This window comes from Sulfurimonas xiamenensis, assembly GCF_009258045.1.
GTDB classification, from domain to species: domain Bacteria; phylum Campylobacterota; class Campylobacteria; order Campylobacterales; family Sulfurimonadaceae; genus Sulfurimonas; species Sulfurimonas xiamenensis.
Genome location: NZ_CP041166.1, coordinates 1,041,647 through 1,065,955, shown reverse-complemented (window position 1 = coordinate 1,065,955; position 24,309 = coordinate 1,041,647). Strand labels below are relative to the sequence as shown.

Annotated in this window: 16 protein-coding genes; 12 read left to right on the top strand and 4 right to left on the bottom strand. The window is 37.3% G+C overall.

The genetic code is table 11. The features are described from left to right. Nucleotides 1-65: 65 nt before the first annotated feature. The 4 genes from FJR47_RS05390 to zupT form a co-directional block, all read right to left on the bottom strand. Nucleotides 66-605, bottom strand: coding sequence for a hypothetical protein (locus tag FJR47_RS05390; protein WP_152299427.1), 540 nt, complete (start codon nt 603-605; stop codon nt 66-68). After that, on the bottom strand, nt 605-3,706 hold the full coding sequence (locus FJR47_RS05385) for an Eco57I restriction-modification methylase domain-containing protein (protein ID WP_152299426.1): 3,102 nt from the start codon (nt 3,704-3,706) through the stop codon (nt 605-607). The genes FJR47_RS05390 and FJR47_RS05385 overlap by 1 nt, the downstream gene beginning before the upstream one ends. Before the next feature lie 78 nt (nt 3,707-3,784). After that, nucleotides 3,785-4,273: a ribonuclease HI gene (locus FJR47_RS05380; protein ID WP_152299425.1), complete on the bottom strand. Its 489-nt coding sequence runs from the start codon at nt 4,271-4,273 to the stop codon at nt 3,785-3,787. 2 nt (nt 4,274-4,275) lie between these two features. After that, the gene (zupT, locus tag FJR47_RS05375) at nt 4,276-5,121 is read right to left on the bottom strand and encodes a zinc transporter ZupT (RefSeq protein ID WP_152299424.1); all 846 of its coding nucleotides are present in this window, start codon (nt 5,119-5,121) and stop codon (nt 4,276-4,278) included. Between the two features lie 120 nt (nt 5,122-5,241). Here zupT and FJR47_RS05370 point away from each other — a divergent pair, with 120 nt between their 5' ends. From FJR47_RS05370 to glgB, 12 genes are all read left to right on the top strand, one after another. Then, a complete protein-coding gene (locus FJR47_RS05370; protein WP_152299423.1) occupies nt 5,242-6,600 on the top strand; it encodes an FAD-dependent oxidoreductase in 1,359 nt (452 codons plus the stop codon). Then, nucleotides 6,597-8,066, top strand: a complete 1,470-nt coding sequence (locus FJR47_RS05365) for a pyruvate kinase (RefSeq protein ID WP_152299422.1) — start codon at nt 6,597-6,599, stop codon at nt 8,064-8,066. The genes FJR47_RS05370 and FJR47_RS05365 overlap by 4 nt, the downstream gene beginning before the upstream one ends. Before the next feature lie 66 nt (nt 8,067-8,132). Then, nucleotides 8,133-9,371 (top strand): glucose-6-phosphate isomerase, encoded by a 1,239-nt coding sequence (locus tag FJR47_RS05360; protein ID WP_152299421.1) that lies wholly within the window; start codon nt 8,133-8,135, stop codon nt 9,369-9,371. An 8-nt stretch (nt 9,372-9,379) separates the two neighbouring features. Continuing rightward, nucleotides 9,380-11,023: an alpha-glucan family phosphorylase gene (glgP, locus tag FJR47_RS05355; RefSeq protein WP_152299420.1), complete on the top strand. Its 1,644-nt coding sequence runs from the start codon at nt 9,380-9,382 to the stop codon at nt 11,021-11,023. Nucleotides 11,024-11,058: 35 nt separating this feature from the next. Beyond that, on the top strand, nt 11,059-13,563 hold the full coding sequence (locus tag FJR47_RS05350) for a sugar phosphate nucleotidyltransferase (RefSeq protein ID WP_152299419.1): 2,505 nt from the start codon (nt 11,059-11,061) through the stop codon (nt 13,561-13,563). Between the two features lies 1 nt (nt 13,564). Continuing rightward, entirely contained in the window at nt 13,565-15,604 is a 2,040-nt protein-coding gene (locus FJR47_RS05345; protein WP_152299418.1) for a glycoside hydrolase family 57 protein, read from the top strand. 9 nt (nt 15,605-15,613) lie between these two features. Further along, the gene (locus FJR47_RS05340; protein WP_241855379.1) at nt 15,614-17,647 is read left to right on the top strand and encodes an alpha-amylase/4-alpha-glucanotransferase domain-containing protein; all 2,034 of its coding nucleotides are present in this window, start codon (nt 15,614-15,616) and stop codon (nt 17,645-17,647) included. Further along, entirely contained in the window at nt 17,640-18,665 is a 1,026-nt protein-coding gene (locus tag FJR47_RS05335) for a galactose-1-phosphate uridylyltransferase (RefSeq protein ID WP_152299417.1), read from the top strand. The genes FJR47_RS05340 and FJR47_RS05335 overlap by 8 nt, the downstream gene beginning before the upstream one ends. Then, nucleotides 18,662-20,056 (top strand): glycogen synthase, encoded by a 1,395-nt coding sequence (locus FJR47_RS05330; protein WP_152299416.1) that lies wholly within the window; start codon nt 18,662-18,664, stop codon nt 20,054-20,056. The genes FJR47_RS05335 and FJR47_RS05330 overlap by 4 nt, the downstream gene beginning before the upstream one ends. After that, a complete protein-coding gene (locus FJR47_RS05325; RefSeq protein ID WP_152299415.1) occupies nt 20,056-20,889 on the top strand; it encodes an ROK family protein in 834 nt (277 codons plus the stop codon). The genes FJR47_RS05330 and FJR47_RS05325 overlap by 1 nt, the downstream gene beginning before the upstream one ends. Further along, the gene (locus FJR47_RS05320) at nt 20,882-22,363 is read left to right on the top strand and encodes a glycogen synthase (protein WP_152299414.1); all 1,482 of its coding nucleotides are present in this window, start codon (nt 20,882-20,884) and stop codon (nt 22,361-22,363) included. The genes FJR47_RS05325 and FJR47_RS05320 overlap by 8 nt, the downstream gene beginning before the upstream one ends. 9 nt (nt 22,364-22,372) lie before the next feature. After that, nucleotides 22,373-24,283, top strand: a complete 1,911-nt coding sequence (gene glgB, locus FJR47_RS05315; RefSeq protein WP_152299413.1) for a 1,4-alpha-glucan branching protein GlgB — start codon at nt 22,373-22,375, stop codon at nt 24,281-24,283. The last annotated feature ends 26 nt before the right edge of the window (nt 24,284-24,309 follow it).

The window sequence follows — 24,309 nt, the reverse complement described above, 5'->3', positions numbered from 1 at the left end:
TCAGGTTATTTTACAGTATGCATTCCCATCGAGGACGATGGGAACGAGAGAGAAAAAATGGAGATTCATTCACAGGGGTGTAGTTCTAAATAATCACTAAATACTTGCTCAGATAAATTGGTTTCAAGATACTGTTTCAATTCATATCTTTTATGAAAATAATGGTGTCCCGTCATATCGTGGCATATACCATCTGACTGGATCAAAAAAACTGGAACAGAGAGCTCGTATATCTGCTCGTTATGTGCATAAAAAGCTTTTGTTAGAATGGTTTTTCGTTCAGGAAATTTATTGATCAGTTTTTTTTCAACTTCCTCTATCTTTTCTTCATAATAGTGTACTAAAAGTTCTTCTATCTCTTCGGCAGTCTTATTTTCAAGATGCAATAATGAGTTTAAGGCAAAATCTGCATCAATAAACCATCCTTCATTAGCCAACAGCATGACAGCCTGCTGTGTTCTTTGCGGAAGCTCTTCAAAGATTTTAGCTATTTGGATAATTTCTGGAGCATAAGAAGAGAGAATATTACCAATTTTATGTTGTGTTACAACAATAGGTTTCAATATATTTCCAATTTTTGTCACTAATTGATTGTAGTAATGCATCAGCTATTTTCCACAATCTTAATCTCATCTTCGCTCAATCCATAGAGTTTATAGACCATTTTGTCTATCTCTTTGTCGGTTTTGATTATCTCGTCTTTTAGCTTGCTTGTAAGGGCTTTATCGTTCTCAAAAATGGCTTGCCACTCTTGTTTGAAGTTTCGCTCTGCTAGTTTGTCGGCAAATTTTAGTTTCTTTGCTTTTGCGTATTCGGTCACAAACTCCTCAAACTCCAGCTCCTCAAAGTTTTGGAGTTTTTTAGTCAGTTTTTCTAACCCCAGCTCATTTGTAAAGTTTTGTTTTGTCTCTTGGAGCTGTTTTTTGAGTGAGAGCATTTTGTCGGCTTTTTCTACAAATGGCTTTTGTTCGTTTAAACTTTTTAGTTTTGGAAGTGGAAAAGGTTCAATATATTTTGTTTGATAAGCAAAATAGCCGCCTCTAAACTCCGTGCTTGTATTTTTTATGAAAAACCACATCAGAGAAGAGTTTAACAAGGCAAGAAAAAATTTATCATCTTCTTGGATATCTGCTTTTTTGACCATGCTGTATTGACCTGCATGACACATGCCGACATCGTCAAATGTTAAATTAGAGCCAAGACTTAATTCTTGAATAATAATTTTGCTGAAATGAAAGTAATTAACTCCTTGATTTCTACTAAATAAAAACCACTCTTTTGGATTATTAAATCTTCCTTTTTCACGCCCTCGTAAATATTCTTCATTTGCTTTTAAGTACTCGTGCCCATTTGGAAAATTTTCTTGGATATATGATTCACTCATCGGTTTTGCTTTACCGTCTTCAATAAGATATGGAAATATTACAAAATATCTATTTTGCAAATTTGCATAACGGCTTATATCTTCACCTTTAAGCATTGGTTTTAAAAGCCCACTTTCAACTTCGACTATTTTATCAAGTGCTTTTGAGTAAAGTCCATTTTGAGTTTTGAATAGTAAAAATATATCATCACTGCCTGTTTTGGCTCCTTGAAAAATCTTTGCAAAAACATCTTTTACTATTAAAGGTTGTTGTTTTATTTTCTCAAATACCTTTGTGGTGTCTTGATTTGAAAGATTCCATTTTTCGCTGCTTAGTTTTTGATAGCTTACAGTATCATAGTTGAAAGGTTCAAAGATATCTTTTGGGCTTATTGCTTTAAAATTTAAGTTTTCGTTGTTGTGTGAAAGTGTGATGATGCATGTGTAGGTTGAAGCATCTTCAAAAACCATTTCACTGCCAAAATGAAGCAGACTCTCAACTGCTCTGTTTTGCGCCAAAAATCCCCTTAAGCCGCTTCCAAAATCAGAGATGAGAAATTTATGAGGCAAGATATAGCTTAGTTTTCCAGTAGGCTTTAACATGCCAAAGCTCATCTCTAAAAAGAGTGCATACAAATCATAATTGCCTGTTGCGGATTTGTATTTTGTTTCATAAAGCTTCGCTTCATCTTCATAGTTGCTTTTTAGCCCTTGAACTCTTACATACGGCGGATTGCCGATAACCACATCAAAACTTCCCTCATCAAACGGCATTTCAAGGAGTGAGTTTGCACATACTATTTTCTCCGCCAAACTCGTAAGCTCTCTTCCCTTATGAGCAGTTCTAAGCCACAAAGAGAGTTTTGCTATCTCTACTGCGTCTTCGTTGATGTCTACGCCGTAGAGGTTGTGTTCTAGTATCTCTTTTTCTATCTCGTAGCCGAGTGTTAAGTCCTCAAAAGGCAGAAGCATATCTCGCACGAGAGTGTGTTCGTTTATGAGAAACTCTAACGCTTGGTTTAGAAATGCGCCGCTTCCGCATGCTGGGTCTAGTATCTTTAGGTTTGTGAGCCATTCGCGGTAGGCAAGGATATTTTGTTTATGGGTTTGTTCTGCTTTTTTGAGTTTTTTCGGGTTTGAGGGTATTAAAGTCTCGCCGCCGATTTGCAGCTCCTCTTTTTTATCATGGCAGAGCTTGCCCAGAGTGTTATCGACTATGTAGCGGGTGATGTACTCAGGGGTGTAGAAGACGCCGTCTTTTTTGCGTTTGGATTTTTTCTTGTCAAAGTCGGTATGCTCTATGTTTGCCTGAAGCTCCTCCAAGTCTGTAAGTGACTGCTCAAATATATGTCCGAGTATATTTACGCCTACATCGCTCATAAAGTCGTAGTCGCTTAGTTTTTGCGCTTTCATGTCAAGGTATTCGTCATCTATGATGAGAGTGTCTAGAAGCTCATCTTTTGCAAAAAGTCCGCCGTTGTATTTTGGGATGCCAAGCTTTTTATTTCCCTCGTTTATGGCGTTAAAGTAGAACTTATAGATGTCGTAAAGTGTGTAAGAGGTAAATTTTTGAGCTCTAAACTCCTCTCGTATCTCTTTGATGGTGTTGTGTCTCAGCAGTCCTCTGTCTTCTGCAAAGAGCATAAATATAATGCGGTCGCAGAGTTTTTGGGTAAGGCGGAGGAGAGTGGATTTGTCAAGAGAGTTGTTTTTGACTATATTTTCAAAAAGATGTGTTCTAAAGAGCGAGAAGTCTTTGTACAGTTCTTTAGAAATTTGGAGTTCAAAGTTTGCCGATTTCTCTTTTAGTTTGAGCGGCAAGCCCTCTTTTATGCTCTCGTAACTTAGCAGAAGATGCAGTTTTTTAAACTCATCGTAAGTGAGGTAAAAGAGGTCAAACTTCTCGTAAGCGGTTTTTTTGTCTATGTAAAATCTCAGCTCGTTAAAGTTTGAGATGATGATGTATTTTGAGTTTGAGTGTGAGTTGTGGTAGTTAAATGCTTGAGCTTCAATGGCATCTAGATTTTTGCTTTTTTGGTCTTTTAGCTCCACTATGCCGATAACTTCGTCATCTACATAGATGACGCCGTCTGCTTTTTTAGAGTCCGTTTCATTCTTCTTTTCCCGCTCAAGATTGAACTCTTGCGGGTTTGTGTTGTCAAGCGTGTAGCCTAAGCACTCTTCAAAGATGTCATGCAAGAAGCCGTCTTGGTACTTCTCCTCTTTGACGCTCTTTACAAACTCTACTTTTGCCAAAAAGTTTTGGTAGGATGCCCATCTCTGAGCTATGAGGGCTTCATTTTGTTTGTAAGTTTTTAGGACTGAGTTTAAAAATATCGGCATAAGATGTTTTTCCTTGCTGCGTATTGCATAAAAAGGAGTTTAGCAAAAACTAAATTAAACTCTTGTTTTGCTCTGTTTTTACTTTCTAAGCGCCTCTCTTGCTGCTCTGTCTACCAGAGTGAAGTAGTTGTCTATTTCATCTTTGTCTTCGTTCTTTTTATGCCCTTTTACTTTGATGAAATCACACTCATAAAGGTCTGTGAGCTCATAAAACTTTCTGTAAAGTGCGTGGTTTTTTATAAGCGTGCCTCTTCTTGTCATGTAGTGGTTTTTTTTGATCTTCTCTTCTCTGTTTCTTAGATTGATAATATTTTGACAGTCTGTATAGACTATTATCTTGGAGTTTTTTGTCGGCAGTTTCTCCAAAGCCCATAAAAAAGTCTCAAGCTCTAACTTTGAAGAGTTTGTCTCTTTAAATCTTTTAACTTTGATTTTTAATTTTTCAAGAGGTGCTTCAAGCTCAAATTCGCCTAAAAGCAGGTATGCACCATAACCAACTTTTGTTTGAGGATCAACACTGGCATCGGTAAAGAGGAAGAGGGTAGGCTTATTTATATCGACATACATAACTATACCAGTTTAAACCCAATGAGACTTATTGCCATAACCAGCATACCAAGAGTTATCCCTCCAATCGTTGTATGTGCATTTCCATAGACTCTTGCAGCAGGCAGAAGTTCATCAAAAGATATGTAAATCATTATTCCGGCAACCATTGCAAAAGTTATGCCAAGTGTAGCTTCTCCCATAAAAGGAAAAAGCAGAAAAAAGCCTACAAGCGCACCTATTGGTTCTGCTAAGCCTGAGAGAGTCGCATACCAAAATGCACTTTTTTTATTGCCTGTTGCATGATATATAGGCAGAGATACCGCCATGCCCTCAGGTATATTGTGAATCGCAATCGCAAATGCTATGGTAATACCTATGCTTGGGCTCTCAAGCGCTGATACAAAAGTAGCAAAACCCTCCGGAAAGTTGTGTATACCTATGGCGAGTGCTGTAAAAATCCCAGTTCTTTTAAGTTTAGAATTTCGTAAAACAAAATTTTCAGCTTCCGGTTTTAGCTCTAGAAGTTCACTATTGCTTCTTGTCTCATGTGGATTTACATCTTCGGGAATCATTTTATCTATAAATGCGCTAAGAGCAATACCGGCAAAAAAACACAAAAGAGTCAAAGATTCTCCTGTTATTTCACTTGAGTAGAGTTCTGTAAATGAGTCTTTGGATTTATTTAAAATTTCCATAAAAGAGACATAGATCATCACACCTGCGGAAAATCCCATCCCTATGGATAAAATAGTATAGTTTTTGCTTTTTGAAAAGAATGCCAAAACGGCACCGATTGATGTAGAAAGCCCTGCAAATAGAGTCAGAGCAAAAGCAAATAAAAAAGTTTCAAGTGATAAATCCTGCATGGCGAGATTATATGATTTTAAAAATAAATTGCTACTTTAATATTTAAGTTTAAGTTACTTCATTGTAATTTTATTGATGTACACTTATGCGAATACACTAAAAACAGACAAGGAAAAGATATGAAGCTTATTGACACAGATATATTGGTTTTAGGAGGTGGACCCGCTGCTCTAGTTACAGTCTCTACCGCTTTGCAAAATTATCCTGATAAAAAAATCACTCTTATTAAAGAGGATGAGATATCTCTTGTTCCTTGCGGGATTCCCTATATTTTTGGCAAAACACTCGCACAGAGCAGTAAAAATATTATGCCTTTTTCGCCAGCGGTGGCAGAAAAGACTACTATTATCACCGATACGGCAACTTCTGTCGATATTGAATCTAAAACACTCTATGCAAACAGTCATAAAATTACATTTGATAAACTTGTTTTTGCTACCGGTTCTACTCCTTTTGTTCACAAAAGTTTTGAGGATGCCTTGCATCTAAAAAATGTTTTTACAATCCAAAAATGCAAAGAAAAAATTGATCAATTAAAAGATTATCTTGAAGATAAGCAAAAGGTTATTATTATAGGTACCGGATTTATCGGTGTAGAGATGGCGACAGAACTGCGCTCTATAGGAAAAGATGTAACTATTGTGGGAGGAAGACATATTTTAGCCGGTTCTTTTGATGTTGATATGGCAATTGAGGCGGAAAAGATTATGCAAGAGATGGGGATTGAACTTGTTTTGGGACAATATGCATCTCGCATCGTACAATCCGGGAGTTTGGCAGAGGGTATAGAGCTTTGTGATGGAGGTCGCATAGATGGCGATGTTATTATTTTAGCTACGGGATACCAGCCAAATACGCAGCTTGCAAAAAATGCCGGATTAAAACTTGCTCATTATGGCGGAATATGGGTGGATGAGTATATGCGCACCAAAAATAAGGATATATTCGCCGTTGGCGACTGCTGCGGCCGTCGAGATTTTATCACCCGCGATCCTTCAAAGGTGATGCTTGCTTCTACATCTGCATCTGAAGCTAGAGTAGCAGGAAGTTCACTTTATGGACTTCAATATCTCAAAGGGTTTAACGGCACCATTGCTATTTTCTCAACAATGATTGGTAATCGGGCATTTGCAAGCGCGGGAGTTACTGAAGATCGTGCTAAAAAAGAGAATATTGATTATACAGTAGGGTATTTCCAAGGGCTCAATCGTCATCCCGGAACCATTCCCGACGCTTCTAAGCAGTCGGTCAAGCTTATAGCTATTAGAAGCAGCGGTCAGATTATTGGAGGACAAGTCATAGGAGATAAAGAGGCGGGAGAGGTGATTAATATCATAGGCTTGGCAATTGAAACAGAGCTAAGCGCCCACCATCTTGTCTCTTTGCAGGTCGCAACGCAGCCACTGCTTACAGCCGCTCCGACTACATATCCGATTATCAAAGCTGCAGAGCAGATTATTCAAGCAAGATTCCAATGAACACAGCGCAGACAAAATATAAAAATGGTTTAAATCAGGCTTTTTTATCAGAGTTGCTTGAGAATTTGCTTGAGCTTAAAGAGAAACTTAACTATGGTATAGATCCGCAGATAAAAAATGTTTCTCTATTAAATATGAAGCAGTATCTCAACCTTAGAAAATATGACTACTCACTGCTTCAAGACAACTTGACAAGAGTGGGTCTCTCCTCTTTTGGTCGTTCACAAGCACATATAGAAGCAAGCGTTATTGTCGCACTAAGAATGCTCTCTCTTGCACTCGATCGTGAACTTGAACTTGGCGATGCATATATGAGCTATGAAGATTCGCATGCAATTATGGATAAAAATGCTACACTTTTTTCTAATTCAGATGACAAAACAAAAATTATGATTACTGTTGATTCAAACTATGAGGAAGATAAGGATTACTTTAGCAACCTCTCACGCGAGGGAGTGCATCTTTTTCGTATTAATACCGCGCATGATAATCCTAAAGCATGGAAAGATATGGCAAAATCAATCAAAAATGCTCAATCAGAAGATAAAGAGCTTAAAGTATATGTAGATCTTGCAGGACCCAAAATAAGAACCTCTTTAAGAGAGGCGGATAGAGATAAAAAAATAAAAGTATTTTATAATGAATATGTCTTGATTCAGTCGTCTCTCTCACAAGCGTTTCATGACAAAAAAAATCGCTACAGCGCCATAATTGGCTGCACGCTTGAAAAGCTCGGCAGTATCACCTCTGTTGGGGATCATGTTTTTATCGATGATGGAAAAATCCAGATGGTCATAGAAGAGATAGAGGGTGAAGATATTGTGTGCCGCGTTCTTACAAACAGTAAAAAAGGCAGTAAAATAAAAGATGAGAAGGGGATCAATCTCCCAAACAGCGATATTTCTCTTGCTGCAATAAGCGAACATGACAAAGAGATACTCCCTTTTATTTGTGAATATGCAGATATCATAGGAATATCTTTTGTGCAAGGTGCAGATGATGTTCGAATGCTTATAGAAGAGCTTGAACGGTTGGGCAAAAAAGACAAAATTGGAATTGTTGCTAAAATAGAGACAAAAAAAGGGGTGCAAAATCTCCCCTCAATTCTTGAAGCCCTTATAGAGTATGAGCGTGCAGCCATTATGATAGCACGAGGTGATCTTGCTATAGAGATCGGGTTTGAGAATTTGGCATATATACAAGAGGAGATTCTTGATCTTTGCACTGCTGCGCATATTCCTGTAATACTTGCAACTCAAGTACTCGAGAGCAAGATGAAAACAAATCTTCCGAGTCGTGCTGAGATCTCTGATGTTTCATTTGCCCATAAAGCTGAATGTGTTATGCTCAATAAAGGGGAATATGCTCTTGAGACGATTAAGATTCTTAGGACAATTCTTCTGCAGATGGATATGGTTTTTCGTAAAAACAAACTACTTTACAACCATAGTTTTGAATGGAAATAGAGTGTTCTATGTTTCACTTTTGTTTCACATAATATTGATAGTATTATAAAAATCAAGGTAGAAAAAATGATAACTTTTTTAAATAATTTTGAGGCATCTGCTCCCAATAATGTAGTGCAGAGAGCTTTTTTATCGCTGCAAGAGGAGATGCAGAGTGAGAAGGTGGGGTATTATAAACTTCCCAGAAGATCACTTGAAGTTTTAGAGGATGCCAAAGATATAGATACCAGCAGGTTTAGTCAGATAGTTGTTATCGGTATCGGTGGTTCATCACTTGGCATTAAAGCCATAGACTCCATACTTCGTCCTGTAAATAAAGCTGCAAAAGAGATTCTGTTTTTTGAAAACTCAGATCCCTTGACAATTCTCTCTCAAATACAAAAAATACGCCCTGCTGAAGCAGCTTTTTTTATTATCTCTAAATCAGGTTCAACTATTGAGACAACTTCTATTTTTAAAACACTTCTTCATCACTTTGCGCTTGATTTGGATGTAAAAGACAATCATCGTGTTTTTGCCATTACAGATAACAATTCTGATTTGAGTAAATTTGCATTGCACCATAAGCTTAAGACATTTTATATTCCGCATAATGTGGGAGGGCGTTTTTCTGTACTGAGTGCCGTTGGTGTTGTAGTGCTTCATTTTGCAGGTTATGATGTAGAAGCTATTTTGCGAGGAGCTGCAAATTTTATAGAACGATTTTTTGACAAAAAAGAGAAACATCTTTTAGAAAAAGCATACTTTTTTTATAAAAATTCGAAAAGTTTAAGCATTAATGTTTTATTCTCATATGCAGACTCTTTAGAGAATTTTAACAAATGGTATGTTCAGCTGTGGGGCGAATCTCTGGGCAAGATTGATGTTAATGGCGAACATGTTGGGCTAACTCCTATTGGAATTATCGGTGCAACGGATCAGCACTCGTTTTTACAGCTTATAATCGAAGGTCAAAGAGATAAAACTTTAACTTTTATAGCCGTTGAAAATTTTCAAGATGATATTGCCATCGCAGATATTACCTTGGAGTATATAGAAAAAACAAATTTTGTAAATGGCAAAAATTTCTCAGAGCTGATAAATGCACAATGCAAAGCTGTGATGCAGAGTGTTGAAGAGTTTGGCATAAATACCGATTTTATAAAACTTGATATTATAAATGAAGAGAATATAGGTATACTTATTATATATTTTGAACTGCTTACCTCGCTTGTAGGTTCTATGCTTAAAATAGATACATATAATCAAAATGGCGTTGAGTGTGGTAAAAAGATACTTTATAGTAATTTATCAAAAAAAGTATAAGGAAAAAAATGAATCTGTTTTCATATGATATAAATGAAAAATTTAAAAAAAGTGTTGCTTATTTTTCTATGGAGTTTGCAGTTGATCAGTCGCTAAAAATCTACTCGGGAGGGCTTGGTTTTTTAGCAGGTTCGCATATGAGAAGTGTTTACGACTTAAAGCAAAATGTTGTTGGAGTAGGGCTTTTGTGGAGTTTTGGCTACTATGACCAACTTCGTAATGAAGATAGAACCCTCAAGCCTCACTACACAAGAAAATTTTACTATTTTTTAGAAGAACTCGATGTAAAAGTGAGCGTAAAGGTCGACAATAAAGATGTTATGATAAAGGGTTTTTTGCTTCGCTGCGATGTTTTTGGTACCGCTCCTATAATTTTGCTCTCTACCGATATTTATGAAAATGATTACCTCTCTAGAACTATTACACACAAGCTTTATGATGCAAACGAGAAAACAAGAGTGGCGCAAGAGATTGTTTTGGGTATTGGAGGCGCAAAAATGCTTGAGGCGATTAATCATAAAGTAGATATTTATCATATGAATGAGGGACATGCCCTCCCGCTTATTTATGAGCTTTATAATAGATTTGGTGATATAGAAACGGTAAAAAAACATGTTGTATTTACAACCCATACGCCCGAAACCGCGGGTAATGAGGTTCACAATATAAACTTTTTATATGAGATGGGATTTTTCAACGGTTTGGATCTCAATACAGCCAGAAATATAAGCGGTTGCAAAAAGAGCGATAATTTTAGTCTTACTATAGGCGCTCTTAAGGGTGCTAAGATAGCAAACGGTGTTTCAAAAATACATGGTATTGTTGCAAATGAGATGTGGAATGATGTTGAGGATCGATGTGAAATCATCTCTATAACCAATGCGCAAAATAAAAAGTACTGGACAGATAAAACGCTTATTCGCGCACTAGATGAACACGAAGATTATGAGCTGCTTGCCAGAAAAAAACACTTAAAAAAAGTGCTTTTTGATATGGTAGCGGATCAAACGGGAAAAATGTTTGATCCTGAAGTTTTGACAATTGTCTGGGCAAGAAGATTTGCAGAATATAAAAGACCGGGATTGCTTAAATATGACTATGAGAGATTTGTAAAACTTATGACAAATACACAAAGACCTATTCAGGTTATTTGGGCAGGAAAACCTTATCCCACTGATACCGGAGCTATTGATATATTTAATGAACTGGTCCATATAAGCCATAAATTTAAAAATATGGCAGTTTTAGTCGGTTATGAACTTACTCTCTCAAAACTTTTAAAACAGGGAAGTGATGTTTGGCTCAATACACCAAGAATTACTCGTGAAGCAAGCGGAACAAGCGGAATGACTGCAAGTATGAACGGCTCCATTCATTTTTCCATTCATGACGGCTGGCATCCAGAGTTTGCAAAAGATGGTAAAAATGCTTTTACAATTACTCCGGTTGATTATGAATTGCCATTTTTTGAACAAGACAGACTTGATAATAAAAATATGATGGATATTTTAGAAAACAGCATTATTCCTACTTATTATGACAACCCTCATGAGTGGGTAAATATTATGAAGAGTGCTATGAGCGATATAGAAATCGAGTTTGATTCTGCTCGCATGGCGACAGAATATTATGAAAAAATGTTTAATTTGTAGTAGAGAAATTTTATAAAATCAATAGAGAGGTAGTTATGAAAGCAGTAGTAATGGCAGGTGGATTTGGAACAAGAATCCAACCTTTAACACATTCAAGACCAAAACCGATGTTGCCTATAGTCAATAGACCTATGATGGAACACACTATGATAATGCTAAGAGATCTTGGGATTTCAGAGTTTATTGTTCTGCTCTATTTTAAACCTGAGATCATTCAAAACTATTTTGGCGACGGAAGTGAGTTTGGAATCAAAATAACCTATGTCGTTCCTGATGATGACTATGGAACAGCGGGGGCTGTAAAACTGGCCGAGGAGTATATCGGAGATGAGAATTTTATCGTTATAAGCGGTGATTTGGTTACTGATTTTAATTTTGAAAAAATATTTGAGTTTCATAAGCAAAGAAAAGCAAAACTCTCCATAGGGCTCACTTCTGTTGAAAACCCGCTTCAATTTGGTGTAGTTATAGCAAATGAAGATAATGTCATAGAGAAATTTTTAGAAAAACCAAGCTGGGGCGAAGTTTTTAGCGATACGATAAATACAGGCATCTATGTTATTGAACCTGAGATATTGGAGTATATCCCGCAAGGAGAAAATTTTGACTTTGCAAAAGATCTTTTCCCTTTGCTTATGAAAAAGGGAGTGGATTTGATGGGATATAATCTTGAGGGGTATTGGAGAGATGTAGGAAACCCTGAGAGTTACCGTGAAGTATATGATGATATCTTAAACGAAAGAGTCGCTTTTAAATTTAACGGCATTGTTAAAAAATATACAGAGGGCATTTTATACAGTGATGAAGAGTACAATCTAAACTCCTCTGTTAAAATTTTAGGGACTGTTGTCCTTGGTAAACATGTAAAGATAAAAGATGATGTAAAACTTAGTAATTCAGTTATCGGTGACAATGTATCAATCGGAAACGGATGCAGTATCTCAAATAGCGTTATTTGGGAAGATGTCAAGATGAAAAAAAATATAAAACTTGATAATGCTGTTATCTGTAATAATAATTCAATTGATAAAAATGTAACCGCAAAAGCCGGACTTATTCTCTCAGAAGGGTGTGAAGTCGGAGAACTTGCCTCCTTTGAACATGATGTAATTATTTGGCCCAATAAAAAGATTGAAGCTGCTTCAATAATAAGTCATAATCTTGTTTTTGGAAGCAGATACAAAAACTCTATCTTTGAAAATGGAACAGTAACAGGCAAAAGCAATGTTGAACTCTCCTGCGAGATGGCTACGAAATTGGCAGAAGCATTTGCAGCGCAGCTTCCTGTAGGAGCAAAAGTAGCAGTTGGAAGAGACCATGATAAAAGTTCAAGAATGTTAAAAAGAGCATTTTTGGGAGGACTTTTATCTGCCGGAATTAATGTACTGGATCTAAGAAGCATAGCACCGTCTATTTTAAGATATACTATTGCAAAAAATCCTGATTTAGTTGGCGGAGCACACTTTAAACAGGATGTTTTTCACTCTGCAAATTCTCAAATTACACTCTTTAACGAAGAAGCTATCCGCATAGATCAAAACAGTGCAAAAAGCATCGAAAAAACATTTTTTACAGAAAAATTTCGAAGGGTGGATTTTTTACGCATTGGAGAGATTGAAGAGACAATGTACTTTAAAGAGTGCTATAGTTATAAAGCTGCCATTAAGAGCAAAATAGATCAGACCATAATAAAATCCAATAGATTTAAGGTTGTTCTTGATTTGATGCATGGGTCAACGGGTGATGTTTTTTCAATAATCTTAAATGAAATTGGTGTAGAAAACATAGTGCTAAATGCTAATTATGATGAGCAAAAGTTGTCTAATTTCAATGCACTTAAAAAACGCTCTGAGGAGAATATCTCAAAAATAGTATCAAGTCTTGGTTGTGATATTGGTATTATGATCTATCCAAATGCACAGCGCATCTATCTCGTGACTGACGAAGGTGAGATTTTAGATATGGTAAAAGGACTTTTAGTAGTTCTCTATTTGTTAAATATGCATGCATCACAGACGAGAAAAAAAGTCATTTTACCGACATGGGCTCCCGACATATTTAAATTTGAAAATCTTGATATTCAAAGAGGAAAATATTCTGATTTTAAAGCCCAAAAACTTAGAGAGTACTCATTAATAGCAACAGTTGACGGCAATTTCGCTTTTACCGAGTTTGGCGTATTCAGAGATGCCATATATGCAAGTTTAAAGATTATGGAGATGCTTAGTTTTAGTCAATATAAACTCTCTGAAATATCTAGAAAAATTGATGATTTTTGCTATATGCAAGAAAAGATTGAGTGTTCGCAAGCCCTAAAAGGTAAAATGATGCGAAAGTTTTTAGAAGATGCCAAAGGTAAAAGATCATCATCTGAAGATGGTGTAAAAATTTGGGAAAATGAGACCGATTGGATACTAATGATTCCTGATCAGTACAGCGATCATCTCAATTTCTATATACAAGCAAGCACTAAAGAGGGAGCAGAGGCGCTGCTAAAGAGCTATACGCAAAAAATTGAAATATGGTCAAAAGAGAAGTAGTATGAATTTAGCTTTTATATGGCATATGCATCAGCCTGATTATAGAGATGAATCTGGTGTGATGCAGATGCCTTGGGTATTTTTGCATGCCATAAAAGATTATTACGATATGCCATGGATGATCTCAAGACATAGCGGTTTAAAAGCCACTTTCAATATAACTCCCTCTCTTATTTTGCAGTTGAAGCTCTACTATGAAAATCCGCAAAAGAGTGATAAGTTTTTGAATCTCTGGCTGCAAGATCAGAGCTCTTTAGATATGCAAAATTACAAATGGATGATAAAGATTTGTAAAAGCGTTCCCTATGAAACTATGGCCGCTTCTATAGAATCATATAGCAGACTTTATAAAAAAGAGAGTTATGAAGATGGTGAATTTTTTGATTTGCAGGTTCTTTTTATACTCTCATGGTGCGGTGTTTATCTAAGAACAAACAGCAGAGTGGTAAAAGATCTTCTTGCAAAACAGAGAGGTTATACCTATGAAGACAAACTCTCTTTGCTTGAAGAGTTGAGAGAGTTTATAGCGGGGATTTTTGATTATTATATTGAATTAAAAAAGAGAGGCACCCTCTCTCTTTGCACAACTCCGCTAAATCATCCTATCTTGCCTCTTTTGCTTGATGTGCAAAGCGCTACAGCTGCAAATCCTTCAACAAATACTCCAGAGTACAGTATCTCTTTAAAAGAGGATGCCGTTTTGCATATTCAAAAAGCCAAAGATCTTTTTGTAAAGACTTTTGGATTTTTACCCGATGGCTTTTGGCCCGCCGAGGGTGCAGTGGATGAGAAGAGCGCAGCGCTGCTCTATGATTACGGGGCAGAGTGGATTGCAACGGATGAAGATATTCTTTTTCGTTCTATCAGTTCAAAAAAGAGAGCAGCTCTTTACACTCCTTATGATTACAATGGTATGTGCATCTGTTTCAGGGACCATCAGCTTAGTGATTTAATAGGTTTTACCTATAGGTTTTGGGAGGCAAAAATAGCTGTAAAAGATTTTATCTCTTCTCTGCTTTTGATAGATAAAACAGACAAGAGCGCTACTGCTTTTGTTATTTTAGATGGTGAAAATGCATGGGAATTTTATGAAAACAACGCTTTTTATTTTTTTGATGAGTTGTATAAAAGTATAAACAGTACTGCATGGTTAAATACTCTGCATATAGAAGATATAAAGAAACTTCCAAGAAAAAAATTGAATAAACTGGCAGCCGGAAGCTGGATAGGCGGTAAACTTGACACATGGATTGGCCAGAGAGAAAAAAATCGTGCATGGGAGCTTATCTTTATAACAAAAAGAGATTATGAGCACCATAAAGAGTCTCTTGATGATGCGCTAAATGCCAAAATAACTGAGCATTTTTTAGCCGCAGAATCTTCTGACTGGTTTTGGTGGTACGGAGATGACCACTATACGGAATTTGGTCTTGAATATGATGCGCTTTTTAGATCCCATCTTATCTGCATATACAACCTTATGCAAATAGAGCCTCCTTTTGATTTTTTTGAGCCCATCATTCAAAAAAGAAGTTCCAAAGATTTTTGGATCTATCCGCAATCGCATATATCTCCTCACATCAACGGAAAAAACGACTCCTTTTTTGACTGGATAGGGTGCGGCGTCGTTTATGAAAGCAAATTTTATGCAACTATGGACAGAAAAAGAGGACCCATTAAAAAGATGCTTTATGGACAGGATTTTGAAAATATCTATTTTGCTTTTGAAGCAGATATGGATGAAATTAAAAATTTTGATTTTACGCTTCGTACAATCATCGATCCAATCGGTTTTGATGAAGAGGTATCATTTGATTTTGAGGGTAAAAAAGAGTATAAAAGCAAAAAGAGCACCATAGCGTATGAAGTTGCATATGAAGATTGGGTAGAGATCAAGATAGCTAAAAATGCTATCAAAAAGCAAAAACTCTATTTTCGTTTTGAATTATCAAAAGATGATATGGTTATACAGGTTTTACCCGGTTTTGGAATGCTTGAAATTGATACACAGAGTGATTTTAGCGATAGATGGTTTGTTTAGGAGAGTGGCTTGAAAAAAATAAATTTGCTTTTTGGCGTACATATGCATCAACCTGTCGATAATTTCAGTGATGCTGTTGATAGATCTGTAGAGCTCTGTTACGCTCCTTTTTTTGAGACTATGAGAAAGTATCCGGAGTTTAAGTTTGCGCTTCACTCAAGCGGATGGCTCTTAAGTGAGATAAAAACAAAATATCCAAAACTCTTCTCAAACATAGAGTATTTAACAAACAAAGGCTCTATCGAGTGGGTCGGAGGCGGATATTATGAGCCTGTTTTAAGCTCCATCTCTTCCAAAGATGCAAAAGCACAGATAGAGAAACTCAACCTCTATCTGCAAAAAAATCTCAAAGCAACCCCCAAGGGATCTTGGCTTACAGAGAGGGTGTGGGAGGCCTCCGTCATAGAGGATTTAAAAGCGTGTGGCCTAGAGTATGTCGTCGTGGATGATTACCATTTTTTAAGCAACGGTTTTGATGCAAATGCAATGGACGGATATTATGAGAGCGAAAAGGGGGGAGAGAAGATAGCACTCTTTCCCATCTCATCCTCTCTTCGCTACGCACTTCCATTTTTTAACATAGAGCGCGCAATAGAGGAGATTCTAAAGTGTGCGCAAAATAAAAACAGTGCAGCTGTTATTTTTGATGATATGGAAAAGTTTGGACTCTGGCCAAAAACACATGAGTGGGTTTATGAGAAGAAGTGGCTTGAGAGATTTGTTAAGGCTGTTGTAAAAGATGAGAGAATTGCCACCATGCACTACAAAGAGTATCTTCAAACACATCACTCAAAGGGATTAGCATATTTAAGCAATACATCGTACTTTGAGATGGGTGAGTGGAGTTTGGGCGCCGTGCAAGCGCAAGCTCTTGAGAGACTTAAACAAAGGATTGGGGAAAAATATTTTCAAAGTACTGGAGTGGCGTTTATCAAAGGCGGTATTTGGAAAAACTTTTTTCTCAAATACCATGAGTCCAACCATATTCATAAAAGAATGCTGCGGCACTCATTGCATCAAGAGAGACTGAAGAAAAATATTTTGGACTCTCTTTATAAGCTTCAAACAAATGATGTTTTTTGGCATGGTCTCTTTGGCGGAATCTACCTTCCCAATTTACGCGATAATGCCTATAAATATCTCTTAGAGATTGAAGCTTCGCTTGCTACAAAAAAAATCAAAATGGTTTTTGAAGATATCGATATGGACGGATACAAAGAGTTAAAGGTTTTAACGAAAGATTTAAGTCTTGTTTTTTCATCAAAGTACGGCGGCTCTCTTGTAGAATTTGGTTCGCTAGAGAAGCTTTTTAATTGGCAAAACACTCTTATGCGCCGTTATGAAGCATATCATGAAAAGATTTTAAATCCTCCTCAAAACACTCATATTGAAAAGAAAAATAGTGATACAATAGCAACAATACATAATGCGGATGTGGTTGTCGATGCCGCTCTGAAAGAGAAGTTGATCTACGACTGGCATCCTAAATACTCGTTTGTGGATCATCTCTCAAGAGATGAGTTTCTGCTTGAGAGTTTTAAGAGAGCAAACTTTAAAGAGGTCGGTGACTTTGCAAATCAATCTTTTGAATTTGATGAAGCAGAAAGAGCATTTAAAAGAGAAGGTGGTATATATTTAGATCAAAAATATGAAACATCTCTTGTTAAAAAATATAGTTTTGCTTCTAAGAAAATTGCTCTTAAGCTCAGTATTGCGACCCAATTTACGCATAAGCTTTATTATGGCATGGAGTTTAATTTTCACTTTGCACACCCGCATAAAGTTTCTATTAACGCCCATAGTGTAGAGGAGGGGATTATTTTAACGGAGGTAGAGAACATAGTGCTAAAAGATGACTACACGCAAAAAAATCTCAAAATCACAACAGATAAAAAATGTACTCTTTATGCGTACATAGCAGATACGATCTCGCAGAGCGAGGAGGGTTTTGAACTTATAGCACAGCAGGTATCCCTGCTTATTTATACACCGTTTTCAAATTCGTTGGATCTAAATATATCACTGGAGGTTTGTGATGTCTGAAATAAGAAGAGATCGTTTTTATAACAGGTATGTATTGATAGCTCCGGAGAGACTTCACAGACCTGATCTGCATGTAAATAGCAGCACACATAAAATTCCAAAGAGCAGATGCCCTTTTTGTGAGGGGAATGAGTCTTTGACTCCTAAAGAGATTTTTGCCCTAAGAGACAATAGTGCGGACTCTGTCGGCTGGAAAACAAGAGTGATCCCAAATTTTTATAAAGCTGTTCAAATTGAACTTGAAGATATTTCGCAAAGAGACGGAATGTTTGAGCATATCCCCGGAGTAGGTGCGCATGAGATACTTATCGACTCTGTGTGCCATGAGTGTACAATGCAAAAGCTTGAAGTTGCTAGCATTGAGAATTGGCTGCGAACTATTATCATTAGAATAGAGGATCTCAAAAAAGATAAAAGACTCATCTATCTTAGCATTTTTAAAAATCACGGATCTAGTGCGGGAGCCACACAGGAGCATCCGCATACACAGATACTTGCACTTCCCATAACTCCGCAAAACGAACAGAGCTTTTTAAAGCACAATATGAGATACTACAGAAGACATGGCAGGGGAAAAGTTGAAGATATGCTCTATAATGAACTTTTGGCGCAAGAGAGGGTCCTTTACAACAAGGGGAGTTTTGGAGCATTTTGCCCTTATGCGAGCGCGTACCCTTTTGAGGTGATGATAGCGCCTAAGAAAAATATTGCAAGCCTTGAGTATTGTTCAAGGGATGATCTCTTATCGCTTGCTGATTGCATAAAAGTTGTCTTTAGCAAACTGCATGCACAACTTGGCGATTTTGATTATAATCTCTACTTCAATATTCCGCCCATAAATCCAAATTTTGAAAATGAGAGTTATATGTCCTATCTTCATAAAAACTATCGCTTTAGTATAAGAATAACCCCTAGAATCTACACTTTAGGTGGATTTGAAATATCTACCGATATGGCGATAAATCCAGTCTCTCCCGAAGAGTGTGCCGCACTTTTGAATTCAAAGGATGCAAAATGAGAGTGCTTTTTTGCGCAAGTGAAATATTTGGACATGCAAAAAGCGGCGGTTTGGCTGATGTGGCATACTCTCTTGTGCAAGTTTTGAGCAAATATACACAAATAGTTAGCGTTATGCCTTTTTACACTTTTATGGATAAAAAAGCTTATCAAAAATCAGCAATAAACTTTAGTGTGGAACTTGGCGGCGCAGAGTATGAAATAGAACTTTATGAATCTCTGGATAGAGGAGTAAAGAGCTATTTTGTGCATTGTGCTCTTTTAAGCTCTACAAAAGAGATGTATGGTGATGAGAGCGGCGAATATGCAAACAATGATATTCGTTTTGCCATCTTTAGTGCCGCAGTTGTAAAGCTCGCAACTATTTTAAAGATAGAGCTTATTCATGCAAATGACTGGCATAGCGCACTTGTGCCTCTTTTTGTCAAAAGAGCAGATCTTGGTATAAAGACAATCTTTACCATTCATAATCTCGCTTATCAAGGAGTTTTTGAAAAAAATTCGCTCTCTCGCATAGGCATAGAGGAGAAATACTTTACTATGGAGGCTTTGGAGTTTTATGGAAAAGTAAATTTTTTAAAAGCCGGAATTATTTTTAGCGATATGATAACTACGGTAAGCCCCACATATGCCAAAGAGATACTGACAAAAGAGTTTGGCTGCGGTCTTGAGGGACTTTTAATGGCAAACAGGCATAAACTTACGGGCATCATGAACGGTATCGATACCGATGTTTTTGATCCGCAAAATGATAAAGCTCTTTGGTCTCCTTTTGGTGCTGATAGTTTGAAAAATAAGTATAAGAACAAAAAAGAGTTTCAAAAAGAGATTGCTCTAAGGGATGTCAAAAAGCCTCTTTTTATCATGATTAGCCGTATGGTACATCAAAAAGGATTTGACCTTCTCTTAGAATCACTCCATGATTTTTTAAAAGAGGATATCAACTTTGTACTTTTGGCAAATGGAGAGGAGAGTTATAAAAAAAGAGTTCAATCTTATGAGGCTGAGTATAAAAACTTTAAATTTTTATCAGGCTACAAAGAGGAGCTCTCTCATCAAATCTATGCGGCAGGAGATTTTTTGCTTATGCCCTCTCTCTATGAGCCTTGCGGACTAAATCAGATGATAGCCGCACGATACGGAACCATTCCTATTGTTCATAAAGTAGGCGGTTTGGCAGACAGTGTGCATGAAAAAAAGATGCAATGCGCGAGGGGATTTCTCTTTTCAAAACCAACTAAAAAAGCGCTGCTGATGGCCATAAAAAGAGCACTAAGGCTTAAAAAAGAGAGTAAAAAGTTTAATGATATGATATCATTTAATATGAATTGTGATTTCTCATTTGAAAAGAGTGCTTTGCTCTATTATAAGCTCTATAAAAAGGTGCTTTAATGAATCTCGCAATTGACGCCGGCGGAACAAAGTTAAGAGCAGAGATTTGGAGTAAAGATAAGTTTGTTGACGATGCAGAAGCAAAAAGCGGTGAGATAGGTCTTTGCGCCTGGATAGAGATGCTGCTAGCAAAATATAGAGATGTGAAAACTATTGGTATCTCCTATGCGGGACAGGTAGAAAATGGTAAAATAGTATCTTCACCAAATATTTTAGTTGATGAGCATGAGCTTAAAAAGAGAATTGAATCAAAATACTCTGTTTTGCTTCAAATAGAAAATGATCTTAGTTGCGCAGCTCTGGCGGAGGCAATAGAGTTTGAGTCTCAAAATATTTGCGCTCTCTATATTGGAACAGGTCTTGGCGTTGGGATTGTTGAGAGAGGGCGCCTTGTTCGTGGTTTTAAAAATGTAGCTGCAGAGCTAGGTCATATCCCACATCAAAGAGCCCCTTTTAGATGCGGTTGCGGCAGAGACAACTGTCTGGAGCTTTATGCTTCGGGTTCTGGTTTGGCAAAGTGGATGGAGTATAAAAAACTTTCATGCAGCGTTTCACTCAAAGAGTTAGCAGAAGCACAGGAGTATGAAATAGTAGAGATGTTTTATGATGCGCTTTTAAAGGCAGCTGGAACAACACTAACACTATTTAATCCGCAGGTTTTAGTTTTAGGCGGCGGTATAATAGAGGCAAATCCTCATTTAGAGGAGTTTATATTGAAAAACATCAAAAATTATGCGCTTTCAAATTCTCTTGAGGGAGTTAAAATTTGTAAAAGCAGACTTAAAAATGCTCCGCTTCTAGGCGCACTTTTATTAAAGGATTTAAATGATTAAAAAAAATCTCAATATTTTATTTGTAGCTTCAGAAGTTGCACCTTTTGCCAAAACCGGCGGTTTGGCTGATGTTGCGGGAGCACTTCCAAGGGCTTTAAGCGAGATGGGACACAATGTCGTAGTAGTGATGCCGAGGTATTATGCTATAGATAAAACAAAATTAACTCATATTGAAGGTCCTTTGGGTGTCTCCATGGGTTTTATGGGTGAATTGTGGGCGGGTGTATACAGCACAAAACTTCCAAATAGCAATGCCATGATCTACTTTATAGATTATGAGGAGTATTTTGGAAGAGGAGGTTTATATGATCACTATGGCGAAGCCTATATGGATAATGATAACCGCTTTATCTTTTTTTCAAAGTCTGTTTTTGGGCTTTGTAAAATGATAGATTTTAAGCCTGATGTTATCCATGCAAATGATTGGCACACGGCAGCCATACCGCTTTTGGCTCAAACAAGATTTGCAGATGATTTTGGTGATGCTGCAACCGTTTTAACGCTTCATAACCTTGAACATCAAGGAAATGTTTATAAGGGTGCCATGGATATTTTAGAATCCGGATGGGAACATTTTCATCCTGAGGCTTATGAGAGTATGGATCGCATAAACCTCTTAAAAGGCGGTATTGCATATGCCGATGCCATAACGACGGTATCGAGAAAGTATGCCCATGAGATACAAACAAGCGAGTTCGGGTTTGGTTTGGAGAGTCATATAAGAGCGCATGCAGATAAACTTTTTGGAATTTTAAACGGAGTGGATTATGATGAGTGGAGTCCACAAAAAGATGATAAAATAGCTTCAAAATATAGTGTTAAAAATATGAAAGGAAAACTTCTTTGTAAAAGAGATATACAAAAGCATTTTCATCTTGAGCAAAGAGACGATGTTGCGCTTATAGGTTTTGTCGGCAGATTTGCAAAACAAAAAGGCATAGAGCTTATTGCCGAAATAATCGAAGGAGTCTTAAAGCAGGATTTGCAGATAGTGATGCTTGGAACCGGAGAGAAGTGGGCAGAGGGATTTTTTAGCCATATTGCTTCAAAATATAGCGGCAGGTTTGGGCTTCATGTAGGCTACAGTGATGTTTTGGCACATAAAATAGAAGCGGGATGCGACCTCTTTTTGATGCCTTCACTTTTTGAGCCGTGTGGACTTAATCAAATCTATTCGCTTGCATACGGAACTCTTCCCATTGTTCGAAAAACAGGCGGACTTGATGATACGATAGAAAATTTTGATGAAGCAGCAGGAAGCGGAGTCGGATTTAAGTTTGAATATGCCAGCGCACACGCACTTTATCATACCATTATGTGGGGGGTTGGAGTTTATTACAATAACCCAAAAGCATTTCAAGAGATGCAAAAAAGAGCAATGTGCATGCATTTTGGATGGGATGACGCTGCAAAATCCTACGATGATGTTTACAGATATGCAATACACAAAAAGAGAGTTTCAAAACTCCAATAAGGCTATAAAATGAGTGTTTTTTACGATGTAAGCAGGTTTAGTGAGTATGATGTTTATCTTTTTAGAGAGGGAAAGCATACAAAACTTTATAACCACTTTGGAGCACATTTAATGCATAGAGAGGGCAATCACGGCACCTATTTTGCGCTTTGGGCTCCAAATGCAGAGGCTGTCTCCGTAAGAGGCGATTTTAACAACTATGATCCAAATTCACATCATCTCAAAAAAAGAGATGACGATTCTGGAATTTGGGAGGGGTTTATCGAGGGCGTGGAAGCAGGTATAACCTACAAATATCACATCTATACAAAAGAGCATAATCCAAATCCGCTCAAGGCTGACCCTTTTGCGTTTTATGCCGAAAAAGCTCCCGCCTCGGCATCAAAGATCTGGTCACTCAACTTCTATAAATGGAGAGATAAATCATGGATGCACTCGCGTAAAAAACACAACTCCCACCATGCGCCAATATCCGTTTATGAAGTTCACTTAGGCTCATGGAAAAAGGCAGAAGATGGTTCATTTTTAACATATACCCAAGCTGCACATAAACTCTCAAAATACCTGCTTGAGATGCAATTTACACATGTAGAACTGCTTCCCATAACCGAATATCCGTTTGAGGGCTCTTGGGGATATCAGGTCAATGGATATTTTGCTCCGACTGCAAGATATGGCAATCCCGATGAGCTTATGGAGTTTGTCGATATTATGCATCAAGCTGGCATCGGTGTGATTTTGGACTGGGTGCCTTCTCATTTTGTGATGGACGGGCATGGACTTATGAATTTTGACGGAACTTGTTTGTATGAGCACAAAGATCCGCGCAAAGGATATCATCCGCAGTGGGGAAGTGCGATATTTAATTATGACAAAGATGAAGTAAGATCCTTTCTTATAAGCTCGGCGATGTTCTGGTTAGAGAAGTATCACATAGACGGCATTCGTGTTGATGCGGTCTCTTCGATGTTGTATCTTGATTATGCAAGAGAAGAGGGTGATTGGATACCAAATGAGTTTGGCGGAAATGAAAATCTCGGCGCCATTAAATTTTTAAAAGATCTTAATAGTTTTGTTTACGGTGCTTTTGATGATATTATGATGTTCGCCGAGGAGTCAACTGCATATCCTATGGTAAGTGCTCCGGTGGATCTTGGCGGTCTTGGTTTTGGATTTAAATGGAATATGGGCTGGATGCATGACACTCTTAAATATATGAAAAATGATCCTGTTGTGCGTAAGCACCATCATCATGAACTTACATTCAGCTTTGTTTATATGTACAATGAGAACTACATACTGCCGCTTAGCCACGATGAAGTTGTGCATATGAAAGGCTCGCTTATCAATAAAATGGCGGGAGACTACAACCAAAAATTTGCAAATTTAAGAGCGCTTTATGCTTTTATGACTGCGCATCCGGGCAAAAAGCTACTTTTCATGGGATGTGAAATAGCACAATTTTCGGAATGGAATTACAAACAGAGTCTTGATTGGAATGTTTTGGAGTATCCAAATCACAAAGGGGTGCAAAATCTCGTCAAAGAGCTAAACAGACTCTACAAAGAGGAGCCCTCTCTTTATAAGTTTGATACAGACAGCCATGGCTTTGAGTGGATAGATGAAAGGGATTATAAATCAAATGTTATCTCTTTTATCCGAAAAGGTGATAAAAAGGATGAACCAATTATTGTTGTTTGTAATTTTTCCGACTGTTTAAGGGAAAACTATCCCATAGGTGTCCCAAAAAGAGGAGTCTATACAGAGATTTTCAACTCTCAGTCAAAAGAGTTTGAAGGTTGGGGGGCAACAAATACGAAGCCGCTAAAAACCGAAGCAAAAGAGCAGCATGGACGAACAAACAGACTTCTTATCACACTTCCGGCTTTGGGCGTTGTTTTTTTTAAAAAAAACAGATAAATAGTCTATAAAAAAAGCTGCCGGTT